The organism is Pseudomonas sp. TWR3-1-1 (assembly GCF_049896545.1).
Lineage (GTDB): Bacteria > Pseudomonadota > Gammaproteobacteria > Pseudomonadales > Pseudomonadaceae > Aquipseudomonas > Aquipseudomonas weihenstephanensis.
Genome location: NZ_JAFCUO010000003.1, coordinates 126,485 through 147,304, shown reverse-complemented (window position 1 = coordinate 147,304; position 20,820 = coordinate 126,485). Strand labels below are relative to the sequence as shown.

Here is a 20,820-nt window from a genome sequence, read left to right as displayed (position 1 = left end):
TAATTAAAGGTGGGAAAATGCCTGACTCCTCAGCTCTACTTCTCGGCGCCGACCTTGCGGGTCAGCCTATCGCTCAGTCTTTGCGCCTGGCCAATCGTCATGGCCTGGTCGCGGGGGCGACGGGGACAGGTAAAACCGTGACCCTGCAACGCCTGGCAGAGCAATTCAGTGATGCTGGCGTGGCGGTGTTCGCGGCCGATATCAAGGGTGATCTGTGCGGCCTGGGGGCGGCCGGTAACCCGCAAGGCAAAATCGCTGAACGGATCGCGGGCATGCCGTGGCTCAATTATCAGCCCAAAGCTTACCCGGTGACGTTGTGGGATATTCAGGGCAAAACAGGCCATCCATTGCGCACCACCTTGAGTGAAATGGGGCCGTTATTGTTGGGTAGCTTGTTGGAGCTGACGGACAGTCAGCAGTCAGCGCTGTATGCGGCGTTCAAGGTGGCGGACCGTGAGGGGCTGTTGCTGCTGGATCTTAAAGACCTCAAGGCGCTGCTTAACCACCTGCGTGAAAACCCTGAGGTACTGGGAGATGACGCGGCCTTGATGACCACCGGCTCCAGCCAGGCGCTGTTGCGCAGGCTGGCAACGCTGGAGCAGCAAGGCGCAGAAGCGTTGTTTGGCGAGCCGGCGTTGCAGTTGGAAGATATCTTGCAGCCGAGCAGTGATGGTCGCGGGCGTATTCACCTGCTCGATGCCAGTCGCTTGGTGCATGAAGCGCCCAAGGTGTATGCCACCTTCTTGCTGTGGCTGTTGGCCGAGTTGTTTGAGCAATTGCCGGAGCGTGGCGATGCTGAAAAGCCGCTACTGGCCCTGTTTTTTGATGAGGCGCATTTATTATTCGCGGGCACGCCCAAAGCACTTCAGGACCGACTGGAGCAAGTCGTCAGGCTGATTCGCTCCAAAGGTGTCGGCGTGTACTTTGTCACACAATCGCCTGCGGACTTGCCCGACACCGTGCTGGCTCAACTGGGGTTGCGTATTCAGCACGGTTTGCGGGCGTTTACGGCTAAAGAACAAAAGTCGCTCCGGGCTGTGGCCGAAGGCTTTCGCCCCAATCCGGCCTTCGATGCCCTGGCGGTGCTCACGGAGTTGGGCACCGGTGAAGCGTTGGTCGGCATGCTGGAAGACAAAGGTACGCCCGCGATGGTACAGCGTGTGCTGATCGCGCCGCCTCAATCGCGAATCGGGCCGTTGACGGACGCCGAGCGCGGCGCATTAATCGCCAGTTCCCCGTTGCAGGGCCGTTACGATAAGCCCATTGACCGTGAGTCTGCCTATGAAGTGCTGATGGCGCGAAAAGGTGGCGTGCCTGAGGGGCAGGCGCCAGTCGCGCCAAAAGAGCCGGGGTTTCTGGATCAGGCGGGCGAGTTTTTGGGTACCTCGACCGGCAAGGCGCTGCAATCAATGGCGCGCCAGGCCGTAAACCAGATGGGACGCCAGTTGGTCCGCGGCTTGTTGGGTTCGTTGCTGGGCACCAGCAAACGTAAATAAACGGGCGGGTAATCGCTGTCGCAGGCTGCGCGCTTTTAAAGCGCGCACCTCAAGAGAGGTTCGCGCCTTGCGGCAGTGGTTATATAGGTTCGGGTTTAGGCTTCGCGTGACTGGCCAGGCGTTCAAGGGCTGCGCGCAGTGCGGGGTCGGTAATGCCTTCGGCCGTTGCCTGAATGGTTTGTGCGGCGCCCTCTGACAAGTCCAGCGTGTGGCCTGCCACTTTGGCCAGCACGGTGGGCGGCTGCACCTTGAATAAAATCCGGGTCAGGCTGGCGAATTCATCAAACGCTTGTAATTGACGCTGCAAGCGTTTTTGTTGATAGCGCAGGCGGGTCGCCCAATGCCCATCGGTCACGATTAACAACAGGCTGCCTTCACGCCATGAGGCTACGTGGCAATGCTCGCGCGCTGCCGGTTGAAGCTGGCTCTCAAGCAGGCGTTGCAGGTGCGCCAGGCGCCGTGCGTGGCCAAAAATGGCTTTTAGCGGCTTGGCCTCGCGCAGCAGGACGGAGGGTGCCCGAGCTGGATGTGGGCGAAATGCCATGTTCTAACACCTGGGAAAACTGAGGCGCAATCTTAGCAGAATCCACCCATGTGACTGTGTTTGATCCTGCCGTAAACGGCTTTCGCTGCAAAATCAATGGGTAACTTATTCGCCTTATGGGTTGAAGTTCAGCAAAAAGCCCTTATTTTAGTGAAGCCCCGTCACAACGCTGTACCAGTATCGTGGAATAACGCCACTTTCCTCACCGCCGTTTCCGGGTAGAATGCTCGCTCGCATGCGGCCATCAGGGCTGCTCGGGCGACTCTCGGGGCCGCCCTCCATCCCTATGTGTGGAAGATCCTGCCGATATGTTTGCGCCTTTGTTAAAGAAACTTTTTGGAAGCAAGAACGAGCGCGAAGTTAAACGCATGCTCAAGACGGTACAGGTCGTTAATGCCTTCGAAGAGCAAATGGTTGCTCTGACTGATGAGCAATTGCGCGCCAAGACCGAAGAGTTCAAGGCCCGCATAGCCAAAGGTGAGACCCTCGATCAACTCCTGCCAGAAGCCTTTGCGGTGTGCCGCGAAGCGGGCAAACGCGTCATGGGCATGCGCCACTTTGACGTGCAGCTGATCGGTGGCATGACCTTGCACGAAGGCATGATCGCAGAAATGCGTACCGGTGAAGGCAAGACCTTGGTCGCGACCTTGGGCGTTTACCTCAACGCGTTGTCCGGCAAGGGCGTACACGTTGTGACCGTGAACGACTACCTCGCCCGCCGAGATGCCAACTGGATGCGTCCGCTCTACGAGTTCCTCGGTCTGACTGTCGGTGTTGTCACGCCGTTTCAGCCGCCACAGGAAAAACGCGAAGCCTACGCCGCCGATATCACCTACGGCACCAACAACGAATTCGGCTTCGATTACCTGCGCGACAACATGGCTTTCAGCATGGAAGAAAAATTCCAGCGTGAGCTTAACTTTGCCGTAATCGACGAAGTCGACTCGATCCTCATCGACGAAGCCCGTACGCCGCTGATCATCTCGGGGCAGGCCGAAGACAGCTCCAAGCTGTACACCGAAATCAACAAGCTGATCCCGCGTCTCGAACAGCACATCGAAGAAGTGGAAGGCGAAGTGACCAAAGCCGGTCATTACACCATCGACGAGAAGACCCGTCAGGTCGAACTGAACGAAGCCGGTCACCAGTTCGTTGAAGAAATGCTCACCCAGATCGGTTTGCTCGCAGAAGGCGAAAGCCTGTACTCGGCGCACAACCTGGGTTTGTTGACCCACGTGTACGCAGCGCTGCGTGCTCACAAACTGTTCCATCGCAACGTTGAATACATCGTTGAAGACGGCCAGGTACTGCTGGTTGACGAACACACCGGGCGTACCATGCCGGGTCGTCGCCTGTCCGAAGGCCTGCACCAGGCCATCGAAGCGAAAGAAGGCCTGAACATTCAGGCAGAAAGCCAGACCCTGGCGTCGACCACTTTCCAGAACTACTTCCGCCTGTACAACAAGCTGTCCGGCATGACCGGTACGGCGGACACCGAAGCGTTCGAATTCCACCAGATCTACGGTCTGTCGGTGATGGTGATTCCGCCGAACAAGCCTTTGGCGCGTAAAGACTACAACGACCTGGTGTTCCTGACCGCTGACGAGAAGTACGCGGCGATTGTGGCTGACATCAAAGACTGCATGGCCAAGGGCCGTCCGGTACTGGTCGGTACGGCGACCATCGAAACCTCCGAGCACATGTCCAACCTGCTGAATAAGGAAGGCATCGAGCACAAGGTTCTGAACGCCAAGTTCCACGAAAAAGAAGCTGAAATCATTGCACAGGCCGGTCGTCCGGGTGCGCTGACCATCGCCACCAACATGGCCGGTCGTGGTACTGACATCCTGCTGGGCGGTAACTGGGAAGTGGAAGTGGCGTCCCTTGAGAATCCGACGCCTGAGCAAATCGCACAAATCAAGGCCGATTGGCAGAAGCGTCACCAGCAAGTGCTGGAGTCGGGCGGCCTGCATGTGATCGCTTCCGAGCGTCACGAGTCGCGTCGTATCGACAACCAGTTGCGTGGTCGTGCCGGTCGCCAGGGTGACGCGGGTTCCAGCCGTTTCTACCTGTCGCTGGAAGACAGCCTGATGCGTATTTTCGCCTCTGACCGGGTGAAGAACTTCATGAAGGCGTTGGGCATGCAGTCTGGCGAAGCGATTGAGCACCGTATGGTGACCAACGCGATCGAGAAGGCTCAGCGCAAGGTTGAAGGGCGCAACTTCGATATCCGTAAGCAATTGCTGGAGTTCGATGACGTCAACAACGAGCAGCGTAAAGTGATTTATCACATGCGTAACACGTTGCTGGCCGCCGATAACATCGGTGAAACCATCGCTGACTTCCGCAAAGACGTGCTCGACAGCACGATCAGCGCTCACATTGCGCCCCAATCGCTGCCTGAGCAGTGGGACGTGGCAGGTCTGGAAGCCGCCATCGAAAGCGGTTTTGGCGTGAAGTTGCCGATTCAGCAGTGGCTTGATGAAGACGATCACCTGTACGAAGAAACACTGCGTGAGAAGCTGCTGAGCGAATTGATCGCGGCTTACAACGAGAAAGAAGAGCAGGCGGGCGCTGAGGCGCTGCGCACCTTCGAGAAGCAAATTGTGTTGCGCGTGCTGGACGACCTGTGGAAAGACCACCTGTCGACCATGGACCACCTGCGCCACGGGATTCACTTGCGCGGTTATGCGCAAAAGAACCCGAAGCAGGAGTACAAGCGCGAGTCGTTCAACCTGTTCTCCGAGCTGCTTGACTCGATCAAGCGCGATTCGATCCGCGTGTTGTCGCACGTACAGGTTCGTCGCGAAGACCCGGTCGAAGAAGAAGCGCGTCTGCGTCAGGAAGCTGAAGAGCTGGCCTTGCGCATGCAGTTCCAGCATGCCGAAGCACCGGGCCTTGATCAGCCGGACGCATTGGCCCAAGTACTGGAAGGCGCCGATGTCGATGAAGTGACCACGGCCAATGATCCTGTTCGTAACGAGCAGAAGCTGGGTCGCAACGAGTTGTGCTACTGCGGCTCGGGCAAGAAATTCAAGCACTGTCACGGGCAAATCAACTAAGTAGCCTGTTTCAACTGCTGAAGAAACACCTGCGCCGCGACCGGCAATAGCCGTCGCGGCGTTTTACCTTTGAATTCCCGCCTTTGAGGGCGGCGCACACATCTAAATAGGAGCGCATCATGGCGGTTGGTCTTGGTCCTTTGCCCACTTTGCACCCGGTTGCAGGTTTTGAACTGGGGATTGCTTCAGCCGGTATCAAGCGGGTGGGGCGAAAGGATGTGGTGGTGATGCGTTGCGCCGAAGGCTCCAGCGTGGCCGGAGTGTTCACTCTGAACGCATTCTGTGCGGCGCCCGTGATCCTCGCCAAGCAGCGCGTGCAAGGTGCGGTGCGGTATTTGCTGACCAACACCGGCAATGCCAACGCCGGGACGGGAGCGCAAGGTCTGGCGGCTGCGACCCGCACGTGTGCCAAATTGGCCGAGTTGACGGGTGTGGAGGCCAGCGCCGTGCTGCCTTACTCCACTGGCGTCATCGGTGAGCCGTTGCCGGTCGAAAAAATTGAAAGCGCCCTTCAGGCTGCGCTCGATGACCTGTGCGAAAACAACTGGGCACAAGCCGCTACCGGCATCATGACCACAGACACTTTGCCCAAAGGTGCAAGCCGCCAGTTTCAGCACGAGGGTGTGACCATCACCGTGACCGGCATCAGCAAAGGTGCGGGGATGATTCGTCCCAACATGGCGACCATGTTGGGTTACATCGCCACTGATGCCAAAGTGTCGCGTGAGGTGCTGCAAAACCTGTTGCTCGATGGCGCTAACAAGTCGTTCAACCGCATCACCATCGATGGTGATACCTCGACCAACGATTGCTGTATGTTGATTGCCACCGGCAAGGCTGATGTGCCTGAAATCACCGAAGCGCGCGGTCCATTGTTCGATGCGCTGAAGCACGCGGTGCTTGAGGTGTGCATGGACGTGGCTCAAGCCATCGTGCGTGACGGCGAGGGCGCAACCAAGTTTGTGACCGTTGAAGTCAATGGTGGGGCGAATCATCAGGAATGCCTGGATGTGGGTTACACCGTGGCGCACTCGCCGCTGATCAAAACCGCGCTGTTTGCCAGCGACCCTAACTGGGGACGTATTCTGGCGGCGGTAGGGCGCGCAGGCGTGCCTGAGCTGGACGTCAGCAAAATTGATGTGTTCCTCGGTGAGGTGTGCATTGCCAGCGGCGGCGCTCGTGCGACGACGTACACCGAAGAGCAAGGCTCGGCGGTCATGGCGCGCGAAGAAATCACCATTCGCATTGAGCTGGGGCGTGGTGCATGCAGCGAGACTATCTGGACCACTGACTTGTCCCACGAGTACGTGAAAATCAACGCCGAATACCGTACCTGAGTGTTTCGACATTGCCTGTCAGTCACCGCGTGAGCATGACTGACAGGCAGGGTTGGCAGGTCGGCGCAAGATACAGCGGTTGAGCGGTGACCTGCGCTCAAGGGATGGCAATAGGCCGGATCAAAGGAAGTACAAGTGTGAAAAGAGTTCATGTGGCTGCGGCCGTTATCCGAGGCGCTGACGGCAGAGTTTTGATCGCTCGTCGTGCTGATACCCAGCATCAAGGCGGTCTGTGGGAGTTTCCCGGCGGCAAAGTTGAAGCGGGCGAGACCGTCAGCGCCGCATTGAGCCGTGAGCTTAAAGAGGAGCTGGGGATTGGCGTCACGGCTGCTCGTCCGCTGATCAAGGTTCAGCATGACTACCCTGACAAGCAGGTGCTGCTGGATGTGTGGGAGGTTTCTTCATTCACGGGCGAACCTCATGGTGCAGAAGGTCAGCCTCTGGCGTGGGTCAATCCACGCGATTTGATGAATTATCAATTCCCCCAGGCCAATCAGGCCATTGTGGCGGCCGCACGCTTACCGGACCAATACCTCATCACCCCGGACGGTTTGGAAACACCGGAGTTGTTGCGCGGTTTGCAGAAGGCCATTGCAGGTGGCATCAAGCTGGTCTCGTTGCGCGCGCCCAATGGCTATGACCCCAAATACCGCGACCTTGCGGTGGATGCTACGGGGCTGTGTGCGGGCAAAGCGCAACTGATGCTCAAGGGACCTTTGGAGTGGTTGGGCGACTTTCCTTCTGCCGGTTGGCATTTGACGGCGGCGCAGTTACGAAAATACGCACCTAAAGGTCGGCCGCTGGCGAAAGACCGCTGGTTGGCAGCCTCGTGCCATAACGCTGAAGAGTTGGCGCTGGCAGAACAGATGGACGTTGATTTTGTGACGTTGTCACCGGTGTTGCCTACCCAGACGCATCCCGATACTGCGCCGTTGGGCTGGGAGCAAGCGCAGCAATTGATCGAAGGTTTCAGCAAGCCTGTATTTGTGCTGGGCGGGCTTGGGCCTGCCGACCGTCAGCAGGCATGGGAAATCGGCGCACAAGGTATCGCGGGGATTCGTGCGCTTTGGCCACAAACGGCCTGAGATGCGCTGTTGCCGCTGACGAGTAATACGCGTCAGCGGGGCATCGCGGTTACACGCCCTTGACGGCGGTGCCTCACAAGCTCCGCAGTCATCGGGATTGCGAGCGCTTCGCCATCGGGCCTCACCTGCGGCAACGGCTACGCCAACCTCGGCACTTTCGGTGTGGCGCGAGGTTGCTTCACGCTTGGGGCTTGGGAGCGGCCTGCCACAGAATTTCCGCAATGCCCTGGCGCTTGGCAATCAAGCGGGCGGCCACAAACAGCAGGTCTGATAACCGATTGATGTAAGCCAGCCCCGGACCTGTCAGGGGTTCCAGTGCATTGAGCTGCTGGCAGCGGCGTTCAGCGCTGCGGGCCAGGCTGCGGCAAACGTGTGCTTGGGCAATCAGCATCGAGCCGCCGGGCAGTATGAAGTTTTCCAGGGGACCCAGTTCCTCGTTCCAGCGATCAATTGCGGTTTCCAGGCGCATCACTTCAGCGTTGTCGAGCGCCTGATAAGCCGGCATCGCCAGTTCGCCCCCCAAATCGAACAATCGATGCTGGCAAGGTTCAAGCACTTCAGACACCTCAAGTAAACCTGCGTATTGGGTGGTGTGTTCGTGGAGTCCGGCCAGCAACACGCCCAGTTGGCTGTTGAGCGAATCGACTTCGCCGATGGCCTCTATGCGAGGGTGATCCTTGGGCACGCGTCGGCCATCGCCCAGACCCGTTTCGCCCTTGTCACCCGTGCGGGTGTAAATCTTGGATAAGCGAAAGCCCATGTCTACAGTTCCACCTTGGTTGATTCATGTGCGGGCATCAGCGGCAAGCGCAGGGTAAAGCAGGTGCCTTGACCCAGTGTTGAATGCACTTCCATTTGCCCTTTGTGGTTGTTGGTAATAATGAAGTACGACACGCAAAGCCCCAGTCCGGTCCCTTGCCCGACTTCTTTGGTGGTGAAAAAGGGTTCGAAGATACGTTTGCGTACGTGCTCAGGCATGCCTGCGCCATTGTCTTCGACCTGTATTTCTGCCCACGGCGGGTTCAGTTTTGTGCGCAGCGTGATGCGCCCTGGTTCGCTGGGGTCTTCGCGCAGATGAATGGCCTGTGCCGCGTTTTTAAGCAAGTTCAATAACACTTGCTCAAGCTCGTTGGGAATGCCGGGCACGGGATCAAGCTGGAGGTCGAACTGACGAATGATGGCCTGCCCTTTGAAATCAAAACCCAGCGCCAGATCGAAGTCATTACTGGCAATGTCCAGGGCCTGTTCAATCAGGGCTGGCAAGTCACAGGGGCTCATTTGTCGATTGCTGCGACGGCTAAAACTCAGCATGTGGGTGACAATTTTGGCCGCGCGGGTGCCCGCCTGCTGGATACCGTCCAGTAGCTTGGGGATGTCGCGTGCGTGTAAATATTGGTTAATGGACGCCAGATCTACGCCTGCTGCGGTTGCCTGTTCAATGTTCTTGGGCAGTTCATTCGACAAGCGCCTGCGGATGTTCTGCACGTTATGCAAGATGGCCCCCAAGGGGTTGTTGATCTCGTGGGCCATGCCTGCGGCTAACCCACCGACAGAGAGCATCTTTTCGGACTGCACCATCATGTCCTCCAGCGAAAGGCGCTGTGTGATGTCATCGATCCGGATCACCGCGCCGCGTCCGCCATCGCCCATTAATGGGTAAAAAGTCAGTGCGTAGTGTTTGGGTTCATCGTCTTGAAGCCAGGTGACCCGCTCAATTTTTACCACGCGATGTTGCTCGATGGTGTCCTTGATCTGCCTCAGGTACGGCTTGAGGGGCGCAAACGCTTGATAAACAGGCTGGTTCAGGGCTTCGTCCAGCCGTGTACCCGAAAGCGCGCTGGCTTCCTGGTTCCACTGGGTGACGTAAAGTTGCTCATCCAGTGCAATCAGAGCCGAAGGCATGGAGTCGATGATGTTGTTGAGGTAGAGCTGGAAGCCGGTCAGTTTTTTCTCGATTTTGCTGCGTACCTGCACTTCGAGTTCCAGCTTGCGATTGGTGTGGCGGGTTTCCTGTGCCAGTGCTTGCGCCTGGTCGTAGGCGGCCTGAGATTGATCCCGGGCGCGTTTGAGCTCCTGCTCGCGCGCTTCAATACGCGACAGCATGGTATTAAACGCTTGCGCCAGGCTGCCGATTTCGTCGTGATTACCCGGCGTTGCCCGCAATGCATAGTTCTCTTCGCGAGTCACCTGACGCGACAGTACTTCAAGTTGATGAATGGGCTGGGTAATCAGGCGTTTGATCTGGCGCGCGATCACGAGCCACAGCAAAACGCTAAATACCAAAATGCCAAGGCTGGCCGTGAGCGTGCCGGTGTAGAAGGCCATGGGCAGCTCACTGCTGGCCACCAGCAGCAAGTGCCCGGGGGGCTGATCACCCTGGGGTAGTGGCGTAACGTGATGGCTGCGCAGCTCTGTCAGGCTCCAGGCGTCGATCTGCGCGAAGTGCTCGGGCAAGGGCAAATGTTCGCCATGCTGCAATTGCGCCAGTAAATTGCCAGCGCTGTCATAAATTGCCCCGGCACGCAGCGGGGCGTAGGTGCCAATGGTTTTGAGCAGTGCCTTGGCGCTTTGTGCAGAGTCCAGAGCCTGCGCCATCAGTTCAGGATTAGAGGCCAGGCTGCCCAGTGTTTGAAGCGCTTGGGGAGCGGTGCTTTCGTGGGAAATCCAGTAAGCCACACTGACAAAGGTCAGGTTGGCGACCACTAGTACGGTCGCCAACAGTACAAGCAGGGCGGCCAGCAACTTCTGGCCCACCGGAAGGTTTTCAAGGCGCTGGCGTAAAGGCATGACGTGGCCGTATGAGGGGCAGATAAGCGGGCAGGTTAGCGCGTAGCTCAGTTGCAGGGCAATCCACGGTGCAGCAAGTGTGCGCACAAGCGCTGGTGCAGGTGTTGCAGGTGCGGCACAGCAAGCTGAAGACTGATCGCGGTGTGGTTTGCATAACCGGTTAAGTAGCTGATTTCGGTACGTCTGCCTTGAGCGACGTCTTGATGCATGGAGGCGTAATTGTGTGCGGTCGCGTCAATGATGCGATGAACTTCGTCGTTCAAATTGAACGCAGCCTCGGGCTGGGCGCAGCTTTCAAGCAGGGTGCTCAGCTCGGTGCACAAGGCATCCACTTCAAGGCGGTGAGCCTTTAGGCCGCCATTGCGGCAATTGTGCAGAACGGTCAGCGGATTGATGGCGCAATTGATTGCGAGCTTGCGCCACAGGCGACTCAGGATATTTTGGCTCCACTCGTGACTGATGCCGCTGCGTTGCAGTTCTTCAAGCCATGCCGGTGCGGCGCCAGGTTGGGGATCGCCCAGCCAGTTATGACCGTGCCCGGCAAATACCACGCGCCAGTCACCCTCGCGGAACGCGCCTTCTGTGCTGGAGGCAAAGATACAGCGCGCATGCGGCAACCGAGTGGCAATGGCCTGCTGGCTGCCAAGCCCGTTCTGCAGCAGGATGATTTCGGCGTCGGGTGTCAGTCGGTGGGCAACCTGAGCCACCGCGGTTTCGGCGTCATAGGCTTTGCAGGCCACCAGCAAGCGTGCAATCGGCTCGTCGGCTTCGGGTGTTTGTGCCGCAATGGGCAATAAGACGCAATTTTCGTCTTCGACCAGCGTCAAGCCTTGTGCGGCTTCATAGGCTTGCAGACGGGCTTGATTGCGCAGGATCAGGCGCACTGCAAAACCAGCGCGGGACAAGCGTGCGGCCCACAATGCGCCCATGCTACCTGCACCCAATATGTGCCAGGGGATTGGCGTATGAAGGGAGGTGTGGGTAGGGGTTTGCGTGGGCATGTGTGCTCGCCAGTCAATCAAGTTAAAGAATCGCTATAATGCCCGCGCATTCTAACTGTCAGGCCAGGCGCGCTCCATCTGTGTTGTGCGCGCCCTTTATTTTGGAGATAAACACATGCCGTCGTTCGACGTGGTATCCGAACTGGACAAGCACGAAGTCACCAACGCAGTCGAAAACGCTGTGAAGGAGCTGGACCGCCGTTACGACCTCAAAGGCAAAGGCTCCTTTGAGTTCAAGGAAAAAGACCTGACCGTCAACATGACCGCTGAGGCGGACTTCCAGCTGGAAGCCATGATTGAGATCCTGAAGTTGGCGCTGGTCAAGCGCAAAATCGATGCGCAGTGCCTTGAGATCAAAGATGCCTATGCCTCGGGCAAGTTGATGAAGCAGGAAGTGGTGCTCAAAGAAGGCATCGACAAAGAGCTGGCGAAGAAAATCGTTGCTCACGTCAAAGACGCTAAGCTCAAAGTGCAGGCTGCCATTCAAGGTGAGCAAGTACGCATCACCGGCAAGAAGCGTGACGACCTGCAAGAAGCGATTGCAGCCTTGCGCGCCAAGACGTTTGACTTGCCATTGCAGTTCAACAACTTCCGCGATTGATCAATGATCATTGGCCGTGGGGGAACCTATGGCGATCATTGACGTCCGAGTGTCCCGGGCACTGCACAAGCGATTGAGCGTTGCCGTTCAATCGTTTAGCTGAATACATAACGTCGCCGGGTATCGGTACGAGGAGAAGTAAATGGATTTGAACGCTGAAGTCGATCAGTTGATCAAGGCCTCGCAAGCCTGGATCCCGATGATCATGGAGTACGGAAGCCGTGTGCTGTTGGCGCTGATTACGCTGGCGGTGGGCTGGTGGTTGATCAACCGTTTGACCGCCAAGCTGGGTAACTTGCTGGCCTTGCGCAAGGCTGATCTGGCCCTGCAAGGCTTTATCAGCAGCCTGGCCAACATCATCCTCAAGGTCCTGCTGGTGGTCAGCGTGGCCTCCATGATTGGCATTCAAACCACATCGTTCGTTGCGGCGATCGGTGCGGCGGGCCTGGCGATCGGTTTGGCACTGCAAGGCAGCCTGGCAAACTTTGCCGGCGGGGTGTTGATCCTGTTGTTCCGTCCATTCAAGATCGGTGACTGGATTGAGGCGCAAGGTATCAGCGGTACCGTTGACAGCATCCAGATCTTCCACACGGTGCTGCGTACCGGTGATAACAAAACAGTCATTGTGCCGAACGGTAATCTGTCCAACGGCATCATCACCAACTACAACCGTCAACCGACGCGCAAGGTGGTGTTTGATGTCGGCGTGGATTACGAGGCCGATCTGCAAAAGGTGCGTGAAGTGTTGCTGGCCCTGGCGGATGACCCGCGCGTACTGAAAGACCCCGCGCCGGTGGTGGTTGTGACCACGCTGGGGGACAGTGCGATCACTATGTCGTTGCGAGCATGGGTCGATACACCTAATTACTGGGATGTATTGTTCATGTTCAATGAGCAGTCGCGTGATCGGCTGAAGGCTGCAAATATTGATATTCCTTTCCCGCAGCGTGTCATCCGAGTGGTGCAAGAGCGGGCAGAGTAACAAGTTGCAGCGAGTGCACAGCGAATGCCTGATGTAGATCATCTGGGATAAGCAGCAATTAAGGGGGCGAAAGCCTCCTTAATTGTTTCTGGCGTGTGTATAGGTGTTGATAGCCGATGCATTGCATCTAATAAGTTAGTTAGCTTGCTATATAGATAACTTTTGACCGTGCAAAAAAAACCATGCCCTTATGCAAGGGCATGGTTTTTTCTGAAGCGTATCTGCAATAAAGGCTTTAGGGCGCTTATTACAGAATGTTCAGCGGGTATTCAACGATGACGCGAACGTCGTTGGTGTCTACGCCGTAGTTGCTGGTGGTGCGGTAGATCGCGCTACGCAGGCGGAAAGACAAGTCTTTGGCCGGGCCTTCTTGCATCACGTATTTGCTTTCGAAGTTGAACTCGTGCTCTTTGCCTTCGCCGTCGGTGGTGGAGATGTTGTCACCGGTGACGTAGCGCGTCATGAAGCTCAGACCAGGCACGCCGTAGGAGGCCATGTTCAGGTCGTAGCGCGCCTGCCAGGAGCGTTCGTCTTTGCCGTTGAAGTCGGAGTACTGCACGGAGTTGGCGAGGAAAATAGTGCCACCGCCGTCTACGCCATAGTAGTAACCGCTGTCACCGGTGGAGCGCTGGTGAGCCAGGGTGAACTTGTGAGCGCCGAGGCTGTAAGCCGCTGCCAAACTCCAGATTTTGTTGTCGACGTCACCCGCCAGTTCCTTGCCTTGGCTGGAGGTCCGGTAGCCGTTGAAGTCGAAGTTCAGGGCTTGGGATTCAGCGATTGGCAGGGTGTAGTTCAGGTTGACGTATTGCTTCTTGAAGTAGTCGTCAACGTCGGACGCTGCCACGCCACCGACCAAATTGTCAGTGAACTGGTAGGTCGCCCCCGCAATGTTTGCAGAAGGCAGGTGCAGGCTGTCGTGGAACATGCCGGTTTGCGAGCTGATGCCGGTAAAGCGACCTGCGGTCAGCTCAAGACCTTTGATTTCTTTGCTGGTGATCAATGTGCCGGTGGCCACTTCAGGCAGCAAACGGCTGTCGTCGGTAGAGAAAACCGGGCTGGCCACGAACTGGTTGCCGTATTTCAGTACGGTGTCGGACAGGCGGAATTTTACCGCGCCACCGATTTTCGATTGAGTGTCTTCCGGAGAGCCATCGCTTTTGGTTGCGAACAGGCCGTTACCTTGACGACCCGCGCCGCCGTCCAGACGCACGGTACCCATGGCAAATGCATCAACGCCCACCCCAATGGTGCCTTGGGTGAAGCCGGATTCGTAGTTAAGCAGTTCGCTCAGGCCCCAGTCTTCGCGATAGCCGCTTTTGTAAGGATGGCCGCCCGCTTCACCGTTTTTGCTGATGTTGCCAGCGCCATTACGGTAATCACGGTTCATGTACAGCATGCGAGTTTTAGAAGTCAGTGTGCTGTCTTCAATAAAGCCCTTGGCGTCATCTTGGGACGAGGCCATTGCGAACTGTGTAGTACCGGCTGAAACAGCCAGTGCGATCATGCTCCACTTCATCACGCGCATCGTGATTTGCTCCTTTGGTTTTAGGAAGAGTACTGCCGTCCCACCTGAATTTTTATCTGGGCGGCTCTTTCTTTTTGTGTCGGCGCAAACTTATATCACGCCGACCTTATTGGCGATACTTACCCTCAAAAGCTTTCAGCTTCTTTACAGGCACGTCGCAAAACAGATTTTTGATGACGTAAATGTGCAGTAGCCATACGGGTTTGAACGGGCTGTTGAAACTACTAGCAGGGCTAAACACATGGCGCGATGTTGTGTGTCCACGGTTTAACAACTCCAATTTCCTGCGGCTGAGCTATTGTTATTTAGCGTAGGGCCTTACGTCCGTTGGTAGGCTCTTGCGACTATGTACGAGCTTTATGCAACAAGCATGCTCAAAGCGGCGTTGTCATGAAAAATAATTGATTTGTGCCTTGGTCTGCCTCTAAAGCCCGATAAAGCGAGGGCGATGCTTGTATGGGGTTCATCTTTGCGGACGCCTGGCTCCCCGCGTGCCAGCGTTGAAGTGTTCCGGCCAGCCTAAAGCGTTACCGGTTAACACCTGTTTGGGTACGCGGTGACGTTTGGCTGCACTAAAAGCATTCGTGTTGTTCACTTTTGGTGCAGCAGTGTCTGAACGCTGTTTGGATCGGGTGTGATGCGAGCTTCAATCAAGGGTATCCTGCGCCTTTGCCGTCTGGCGCTTGATGAGTCTCATCGGTGTGAGTCGAGCTGCAAAAACCACCCTTCGAACAGGAGACCGTTCAGTGTTCGCTTTGGATTCACGGCTTAAACAGGACACCTGGCTGATAGGGGATTTCCCTTTGTGCAGCCTGCTGCTGTCCAATGACTCAAATTACCCCTGGTTTATTCTGGTGCCGCGGCGCGAGGGTATAAGTGAATTGTTTCAATTGGATGACGGTGATCAGCAGCTTATGTGGCGTGAAACCAGCGCCTTGGCGCGGGTGCTGAAGGAGGTGCTGGGTGCCGATAAAATGAACGTTGCCACGTTAGGTAATGTGGTCAGCCAGCTGCATATGCATGTCATTGCGCGCTTTACCGCTGACGTGGCATGGCCAGGCCCTGTGTGGGGCAAATGTCCTGCCAGGCCTTACACCGCAGATGAAGTGGTCAGGCTGTGTAAGCAGCTAAAACCTGTTTTGGGCGATAACTTCACTTTTTCGGAGGTTGTGGCGTGACATTAGAAGCGCGAGTTATGGACCTTGAAAGTCGTTTGGCTTTTCAGGATGACACCATTCAGGCACTGAATGATGTGTTGGTCGCACAGCAAAACGCAGTGGATCGTTTGCAGATGCAAATCGCTGCCTTGCTCAAGCGCCAGGAAGAAATGGGCGGTCAGTTTGAGTCCTTTGAAGATGAAGCGCCGCCGCCACATTATTAATACGTTCCACCGGCGAAAAAAAACCGCGATCAGCCTGGGCTGGTCGCGGTTTTTTTTGGGGGGTATGAAATCAGCGGCGTGGCAATGCTGCGATAACGTCTTCTGCCTGCAAGCCTTTGTCGCGGTTCATGACCGAGAACTCGACACGTTGGCCTTCGACCAGAACGCGATGACCTTCACCGCGAATGGCACGAAAGTGCACGAAAATATCATCACCCGAGTCGCGTGAGATAAAGCCGAACCCTTTTGAGGTGTTAAACCACTTCACCGTTCCAGTGTCGCGGTTAGTCATGTCGTAATTTTGCGTGGCTTGCGAGGGGGATGACTTGTAGAAACTCACAGCCAGATGAAGCGCAACGGCTAGCACGGCCGGTGCAAGGCTAAGCAGAACGGCAGGCTGGTCGCCGATTGGCAACAGCAAGCCAAACAAGGTCAATGTCTGCAAAACAACAGACAGTACCAAAAGGGCGCTGACCAGGTTTTGCAGGTGATGGCGCGCACCTTTATTCCAGAACGGAATGACGGGAGCGAGTGTCAGGTTGAGCAGGCCGAGAAAGGCCAGATAGAGGGCATCAGCGTGTTGGAGGTACGGAACGGCGTCGGGCTGTAGGCTGGGTATAAAGGACAGCAGCAAGGCCGCTGTTCCCGTCACCAAGTGGACGATTTTCAACATTTCAATTAACTCACATTAAGACGGATCACAAGGAAGAGCGGATTGAGTACGGTTCGCTTCTGAAAAAAAAGGGAGGCGTTGGGCACGTACAGTCATCAGCCTATGCACCACCACCAAGGGCAGGTGAGGGCGACACGCCGCCTATTTAACAGTAAAGCTTGGCGGTTCTCAAATTAAGCCTCCTGAGCGGTAAATAAGGGCGCTTCCGTAGGGCTAGTAGTCTCTGTCTGTTTTCTGTGTGGGCATCATCCTGATGATATATAGCTCAATTCCAGTTTTTGGTCAGCGTTGGGAGGGGCTGGGTGTTGCTTGTTTCTATATTTGTATGGGTGCCTTGTGTTGAGAAAGTTGTGTATATTTTTTGGTTGAATTAAATGCGGGGTCTTTTAGTTTGTGGCGCTGGATTAGGTTTTATTAATGATCGTGTTGAGTGCGGCTGATCAGTTGATAGTTAAAAGAGGGTGGGTTCTGTGCTGAATGAGCACGCTGCCCCGAGTCTTTTTTCGTTAACTTGTCTGGGGAGCGGGACGCTGGATCTTGTGGTGCGAGGGGGCTGTGTCTTTGACGATGATGCGCGCGTGCAGCGCTCAATGCCGGCCCACCTTTAAATCGCCGCTCTTGAGGGGGCGGGGCGCTCGAATTCATCGCTCCTATCGAGATGGCTCCTACGTGTTTGAGGGGGAGATCCGCTGGATAAGAAGTTTTACATATTGTTTTATGTGAGTGCGTTACAACAAATATCAATCAACTTAAATGGTGTTGCAATGGAGTGCTCTAATTATGGGGCGATTAATTCGGCATGAAGGTGTGGGTAGCAGGTTGGTGCAAAGAGTCAAGATCGATCCGGCTATTCTTGAGTTTGAAATGTCATTGGCTCGGCCGTTATCCCGGTCGGTGAGGTTAAATGGTTTTGCCACCTGTTTAAGACTTGAAGAAATCTATTGGGAGGTGCTCGCTGATATTGCGCGTATCAATGATTGTTCAATCAATGCCTTGTTGTCCTATGTCGACAGGGAGGTGCATTTGCGGCATGGGGGGGTGAAGAATTTCAGTGGCTTGATCCGGGTTGTGTGCGTTATGCATCTGTCCGGTGCGGCACGAGGAGTGGCGGGGACGTCTCAAAAGCAGTTCTTTTGGGGGTGAGCGGCAGGTTGTGAAAGGCAGTGCTTGCGCGCAGCGGCTTGTAATCGATCGATATTTATGATGCCTTTAGTTCGTTCTGGTCATTCGTGCGGCTGCAAAGGCTCGATTTAACAGATATAATCTCGCGCTTTGTGGCCCTCTGTAGGGGTTGCCGCTAACGGATTGTCGAGATACGCCAATGCCCATGTACGATTATCAATGCGCTTCCTGTGGTCATCAGTTGGAAGCCATTCAAAAAATCAGTGATTCACCACTGGTTGATTGTCCTGCCTGTCAGGCGCCTGAGTTGAAGAAGATGCTGTCCATGCCAGGCTTTCGCTTGAGCGGAACCGGATGGTACGAAACAGACTTCAAGACAGGCTCGAAAAAGAATCTGGCAGGCGGCGACAAATCCGACTGAGATTGAGCGAAAGCAGTCTGAATATGAGCGGGCTCTTGCACTTTATCAGCACCGACGGTGCGCAAGACCTCCACCGAATTTCGAATTACGAGAAGTGAAACCACTACCATGATGCGCAGCCATTATTGCGGCCAACTGAACGAAAGCCTGGAAGGCCAGGAAATTACCCTTTGCGGATGGGTTCACCGTCGCCGTGACCACGGTGGGGTGATTTTCCTCGATATCCGTGATCGTGACGGTCTGGCCCAAGTGGTTTTCGATCCGGACCGCGCTGAGTCCTTCGCTGCCGCCGACCGCGTGCGCAGTGAGTACGTCGTCAAGATTACCGGCAAGGTGCGCTTGCGTCCGGCGGGTGCAGGCAACACCAACATGGCGTCGGGCATGATCGAAGTGCTGGGCTATGAGCTGGAAGTACTGAACGAAGCTGAAACCCCGCCGTTTCCGCTCAATGAATTCTCGGATGTAGGCGAAGAAACGCGTTTGCGTTATCGCTTCATCGATCTTCGCCGTCCTGAAATGCTCGAAAAGCTGCGTCTGCGTTCGCGCATGACCACCAGCATTCGCCGTTACCTGGATGAAAACGGTTTCCTGGACGTTGAAACGCCGATTCTCACCCGTGCGACCCCTGAAGGTGCTCGTGACTATCTGGTGCCAAGCCGTACCCATGCGGGCAGCTTCTTTGCCCTGCCGCAATCGCCACAGCTGTTCAAGCAACTGCTGATGGTTGCCGGTTTTGACCGTTACTACCAGATCGCCAAATGTTTCCGCGATGAAGACCTGCGTGCTGACCGTCAGCCTGAGTTCACTCAGATCGATATCGAAACCAGCTTCCTTGATGAAAAAGACATCATGGGCCTGACCGAAGGCATGATCCGCAACCTGTTCAAGGAAGTGCTGGATCTGGAGTTCGGCGAGTTCCCGCACATGACTTTCGAAGAAGCCATGCGCCGCTACGGTTCCGACAAACCAGACCTGCGTAACCCGCTGGAACTGGTCGACGTTGCCGACCAGCTCAAAGACGTTGAATTCAAAGTGTTCAGCGGCCCTGCCAATGACCCGAAAAGCCGTGTCGCCGCCCTGCGCGTTCCTGGCGGCGCGAGCATGCCACGCAGCAAGATCGACGACTACACCAAGTTTGTCGGCATCTACGGTGCCCGTGGCCTGGCGTACATCAAGGTCAATGAGCGCGCCAAAGGTGTTGAGGGTCTGCAATCGCCGATCGTGAAAAACATTCCTGAGGCTAACCTCAATGTGATTCTGGACCGCGTAGGTGCAGTCGATGGTGACATCGTCTTCTTCGGCGCCGACAAAGCCAAGATCGTTAGCGAAGCCTTGGGTGCGCTGCGCATCAAGGTCGGTAATGACCTGAACTTGCTGACGTGCGAGTGGGCACCGATGTGGGTCGTTGACTTCCCGATGTTCGAAGAGAACGAAGACGGCAGCTTCAGCGCCTTGCACCACCCGTTCACAGCGCCGAAGTGCTCGCCAGAAGAGCTGGAAGCCAACCCGGCTACCGCTATTTCGCGTGCCTATGACATGGTGCTGAACGGCACTGAGTTGGGTGGCGGCTCGATCCGTATCCACCGCAAAGAAATGCAGCAGGCTGTATTCCGCTTGCTGGGTATCGAAGAGGCAGAGCAAGAAGAGAAATTCGGCTTCCTGCTGGATGCTCTGAAGTACGGAGCACCGCCTCACGGTGGCCTGGCTTTCGGTCTGGATCGCTTGGTGATGCTGATGACAGGCGCTCAATCGATTCGTGAAGTGATTGCGTTCCCGAAAACCCAGAGTGCTGCGTGTGTCATGACCCAAGCCCCTGGCTTGGTCGATGCCAAGGCGCTGCGTGAGCTGCACATTCGTTTGCGTGAACAGCCTAAGGCTGAGTAAAACTGGCCCACAAAGGCGCATCCCCGGATGCGCCTTCGTCGTTGGGGTCGAGCATTTTTATTGCCGGGCTGTGTTCACGGGCAGGGCCGGGCAAGGTTTCACACAAGGATTCGGAGTAGGTTATGGCAGGTCATTCTAAGTGGGCGAACATCAAGCACCGCAAAGAGCGTCAGGATGCCAAAAAAGGCAAGATCTTCACCAAGTGGATTCGTGAGCTGACGGTTGCTGCCCGTCAGGGTGGTGGCGATCCGGGCACCAACCCTCGTCTGCGGCTGGCGCTGGACAAGGCGCTGGGCGCCAACATGAGCCGCGACATCATTGATCGGGCGGTGTCGCGCGGTACAGGCGCAGCTGAAACCGACGACATGGTCGAGCTGACTTACGAAGGCTACGGCCCGGGCGGTGTGGCGGTCATGGTCGAATGCATGACGGACAACCGTAACCGCACGGCCGCAGCTGTGCGTCATGCGTTCAGCAAGTGCGGTGGCAATCTGGGGACCGATGGCTCGGTGGCCTACCTGTTCGAGCGTAAAGGTCAGATTTCCTACGCTGCCGGTATTGACGAAGATGCGTTGATGGAAGCGGCGATGGAGGCAGATGCCGATGATGTCGTAACCAATGAAGACGGTTCCATCGATGTCTTTACCTCGTTCTCCAGCTTTTATGCGGTGCGCAATGCTTTGGAAGCGGCAGGGTTCAAACCGGTCGATGCTGAAATTGTCATGCTACCCACCACCAGTGCCGAGCTTGATCTGGAAGGGGCTGAAAAAGTGCTCAAGCTGATCGATATGCTTGAAGACCTGGATGACGTGCAAAACGTCTATTCCAATGCCGAAATACCCGAAGCGGTGCTGGAACAGCTAGCCTGATACCTGCTGCGACCTTGGAAGCCGGAGGTGCAACGCCGCGATGATCGCAG

The 20,820-nt window shown here is 56.1% G+C and carries 18 protein-coding genes; 12 read left to right on the top strand and 6 right to left on the bottom strand.

Features of this window, described 5'->3' with window-relative positions:
• Positions 1–17: 17 nt before the first annotated feature.
• The gene (locus ACP7A4_RS09295) at positions 18–1,496 is read left to right on the top strand and encodes a helicase HerA-like domain-containing protein (protein WP_059763162.1); all 1,479 of its coding nucleotides are present in this window, start codon (positions 18–20) and stop codon (positions 1,494–1,496) included.
• A gap of 79 nt (positions 1,497–1,575) precedes the next feature.
• Here the strand turns inward: ACP7A4_RS09295 and ACP7A4_RS09290 are convergent, their stop codons facing one another.
• Entirely contained in the window at positions 1,576–2,040 is a 465-nt protein-coding gene (locus ACP7A4_RS09290) for a DUF721 domain-containing protein (protein WP_059763161.1), read from the bottom strand.
• A 308-nt stretch (positions 2,041–2,348) separates the two neighbouring features.
• On the opposite strand from ACP7A4_RS09290, the gene secA reads away from it, so the two are divergent.
• From secA to ACP7A4_RS09275, 3 genes are all read left to right on the top strand, one after another.
• On the top strand, positions 2,349–5,102 hold the full coding sequence (gene secA, locus ACP7A4_RS09285) for a preprotein translocase subunit SecA (RefSeq protein ID WP_426246511.1): 2,754 nt from the start codon (positions 2,349–2,351) through the stop codon (positions 5,100–5,102).
• Between the two features lie 119 nt (positions 5,103–5,221).
• The gene (argJ, locus tag ACP7A4_RS09280) at positions 5,222–6,439 is read left to right on the top strand and encodes a bifunctional glutamate N-acetyltransferase/amino-acid acetyltransferase ArgJ (protein WP_426246509.1); all 1,218 of its coding nucleotides are present in this window, start codon (positions 5,222–5,224) and stop codon (positions 6,437–6,439) included.
• A gap of 137 nt (positions 6,440–6,576) precedes the next feature.
• Entirely contained in the window at positions 6,577–7,524 is a 948-nt protein-coding gene (locus tag ACP7A4_RS09275; protein WP_426246507.1) for a Nudix family hydrolase, read from the top strand.
• 178 nt (positions 7,525–7,702) lie between these two features.
• On the opposite strand, the gene ACP7A4_RS09270 is transcribed toward ACP7A4_RS09275, so the two are convergent.
• Genes ACP7A4_RS09270 through ACP7A4_RS09260 form a run of 3 tightly spaced genes read right to left on the bottom strand, consistent with a single transcriptional unit; the run spans position 7,703 to position 11,312 of the window.
• Positions 7,703–8,284 (bottom strand): cob(I)yrinic acid a,c-diamide adenosyltransferase, encoded by a 582-nt coding sequence (locus ACP7A4_RS09270; protein ID WP_059763157.1) that lies wholly within the window; start codon positions 8,282–8,284, stop codon positions 7,703–7,705.
• 2 nt (positions 8,285–8,286) lie between these two features.
• Positions 8,287–10,311 carry a sensor histidine kinase gene (locus tag ACP7A4_RS09265; RefSeq protein WP_426246505.1) on the bottom strand — a complete coding sequence of 675 codons (2,025 nt, stop codon included), beginning with the start codon at positions 10,309–10,311 and terminating at the stop codon, positions 8,287–8,289.
• A gap of 47 nt (positions 10,312–10,358) precedes the next feature.
• Positions 10,359–11,312, bottom strand: coding sequence for a putative 2-dehydropantoate 2-reductase (locus tag ACP7A4_RS09260; protein WP_426246503.1), 954 nt, complete (start codon positions 11,310–11,312; stop codon positions 10,359–10,361).
• Positions 11,313–11,427: 115 nt separating this feature from the next.
• On the opposite strand from ACP7A4_RS09260, the gene ACP7A4_RS09255 reads away from it, so the two are divergent.
• Both ACP7A4_RS09255 and ACP7A4_RS09250 read left to right on the top strand, forming a co-directional pair.
• Positions 11,428–11,913 carry a YajQ family cyclic di-GMP-binding protein gene (locus ACP7A4_RS09255; RefSeq protein ID WP_019410225.1) on the top strand — a complete coding sequence of 162 codons (486 nt, stop codon included), beginning with the start codon at positions 11,428–11,430 and terminating at the stop codon, positions 11,911–11,913.
• A 142-nt stretch (positions 11,914–12,055) separates the two neighbouring features.
• The gene (locus ACP7A4_RS09250) at positions 12,056–12,895 is read left to right on the top strand and encodes a mechanosensitive ion channel family protein (RefSeq protein ID WP_048363559.1); all 840 of its coding nucleotides are present in this window, start codon (positions 12,056–12,058) and stop codon (positions 12,893–12,895) included.
• A gap of 247 nt (positions 12,896–13,142) precedes the next feature.
• On the opposite strand, the gene ACP7A4_RS09245 is transcribed toward ACP7A4_RS09250, so the two are convergent.
• Entirely contained in the window at positions 13,143–14,420 is a 1,278-nt protein-coding gene (locus ACP7A4_RS09245; protein ID WP_059763154.1) for an OprD family porin, read from the bottom strand.
• Between the two features lie 746 nt (positions 14,421–15,166).
• On the opposite strand from ACP7A4_RS09245, the gene ACP7A4_RS09240 reads away from it, so the two are divergent.
• Entirely contained in the window at positions 15,167–15,598 is a 432-nt protein-coding gene (locus ACP7A4_RS09240; RefSeq protein WP_059763153.1) for an HIT family protein, read from the top strand.
• Positions 15,595–15,801 carry a SlyX family protein gene (locus tag ACP7A4_RS09235; protein WP_059763152.1) on the top strand — a complete coding sequence of 69 codons (207 nt, stop codon included), beginning with the start codon at positions 15,595–15,597 and terminating at the stop codon, positions 15,799–15,801. The genes ACP7A4_RS09240 and ACP7A4_RS09235 overlap by 4 nt, the downstream gene beginning before the upstream one ends.
• Before the next feature lie 70 nt (positions 15,802–15,871).
• On the opposite strand, the gene ACP7A4_RS09230 is transcribed toward ACP7A4_RS09235, so the two are convergent.
• Positions 15,872–16,474, bottom strand: a complete 603-nt coding sequence (locus ACP7A4_RS09230; protein ID WP_048363563.1) for a cold-shock protein — start codon at positions 16,472–16,474, stop codon at positions 15,872–15,874.
• 780 nt (positions 16,475–17,254) lie between these two features.
• Between ACP7A4_RS09230 and ACP7A4_RS09225 the strand changes: the two genes are divergently transcribed.
• The 4 genes from ACP7A4_RS09225 to ACP7A4_RS09210 all read left to right on the top strand — a co-directional run bounded on the left by ACP7A4_RS09225 (position 17,255) and on the right by ACP7A4_RS09210 (position 20,770).
• A complete protein-coding gene (locus tag ACP7A4_RS09225; protein ID WP_059763151.1) occupies positions 17,255–17,617 on the top strand; it encodes a ribbon-helix-helix domain-containing protein in 363 nt (120 codons plus the stop codon).
• A gap of 178 nt (positions 17,618–17,795) precedes the next feature.
• A complete protein-coding gene (locus ACP7A4_RS09220) occupies positions 17,796–18,017 on the top strand; it encodes an FmdB family zinc ribbon protein (RefSeq protein WP_003441220.1) in 222 nt (73 codons plus the stop codon).
• Between the two features lie 108 nt (positions 18,018–18,125).
• Positions 18,126–19,901, top strand: a complete 1,776-nt coding sequence (gene aspS, locus ACP7A4_RS09215) for an aspartate--tRNA ligase (protein WP_048363566.1) — start codon at positions 18,126–18,128, stop codon at positions 19,899–19,901.
• Between the two features lie 122 nt (positions 19,902–20,023).
• A complete protein-coding gene (locus tag ACP7A4_RS09210) occupies positions 20,024–20,770 on the top strand; it encodes a YebC/PmpR family DNA-binding transcriptional regulator (RefSeq protein WP_059763150.1) in 747 nt (248 codons plus the stop codon).
• Positions 20,771–20,820 lie beyond the last annotated feature (50 nt).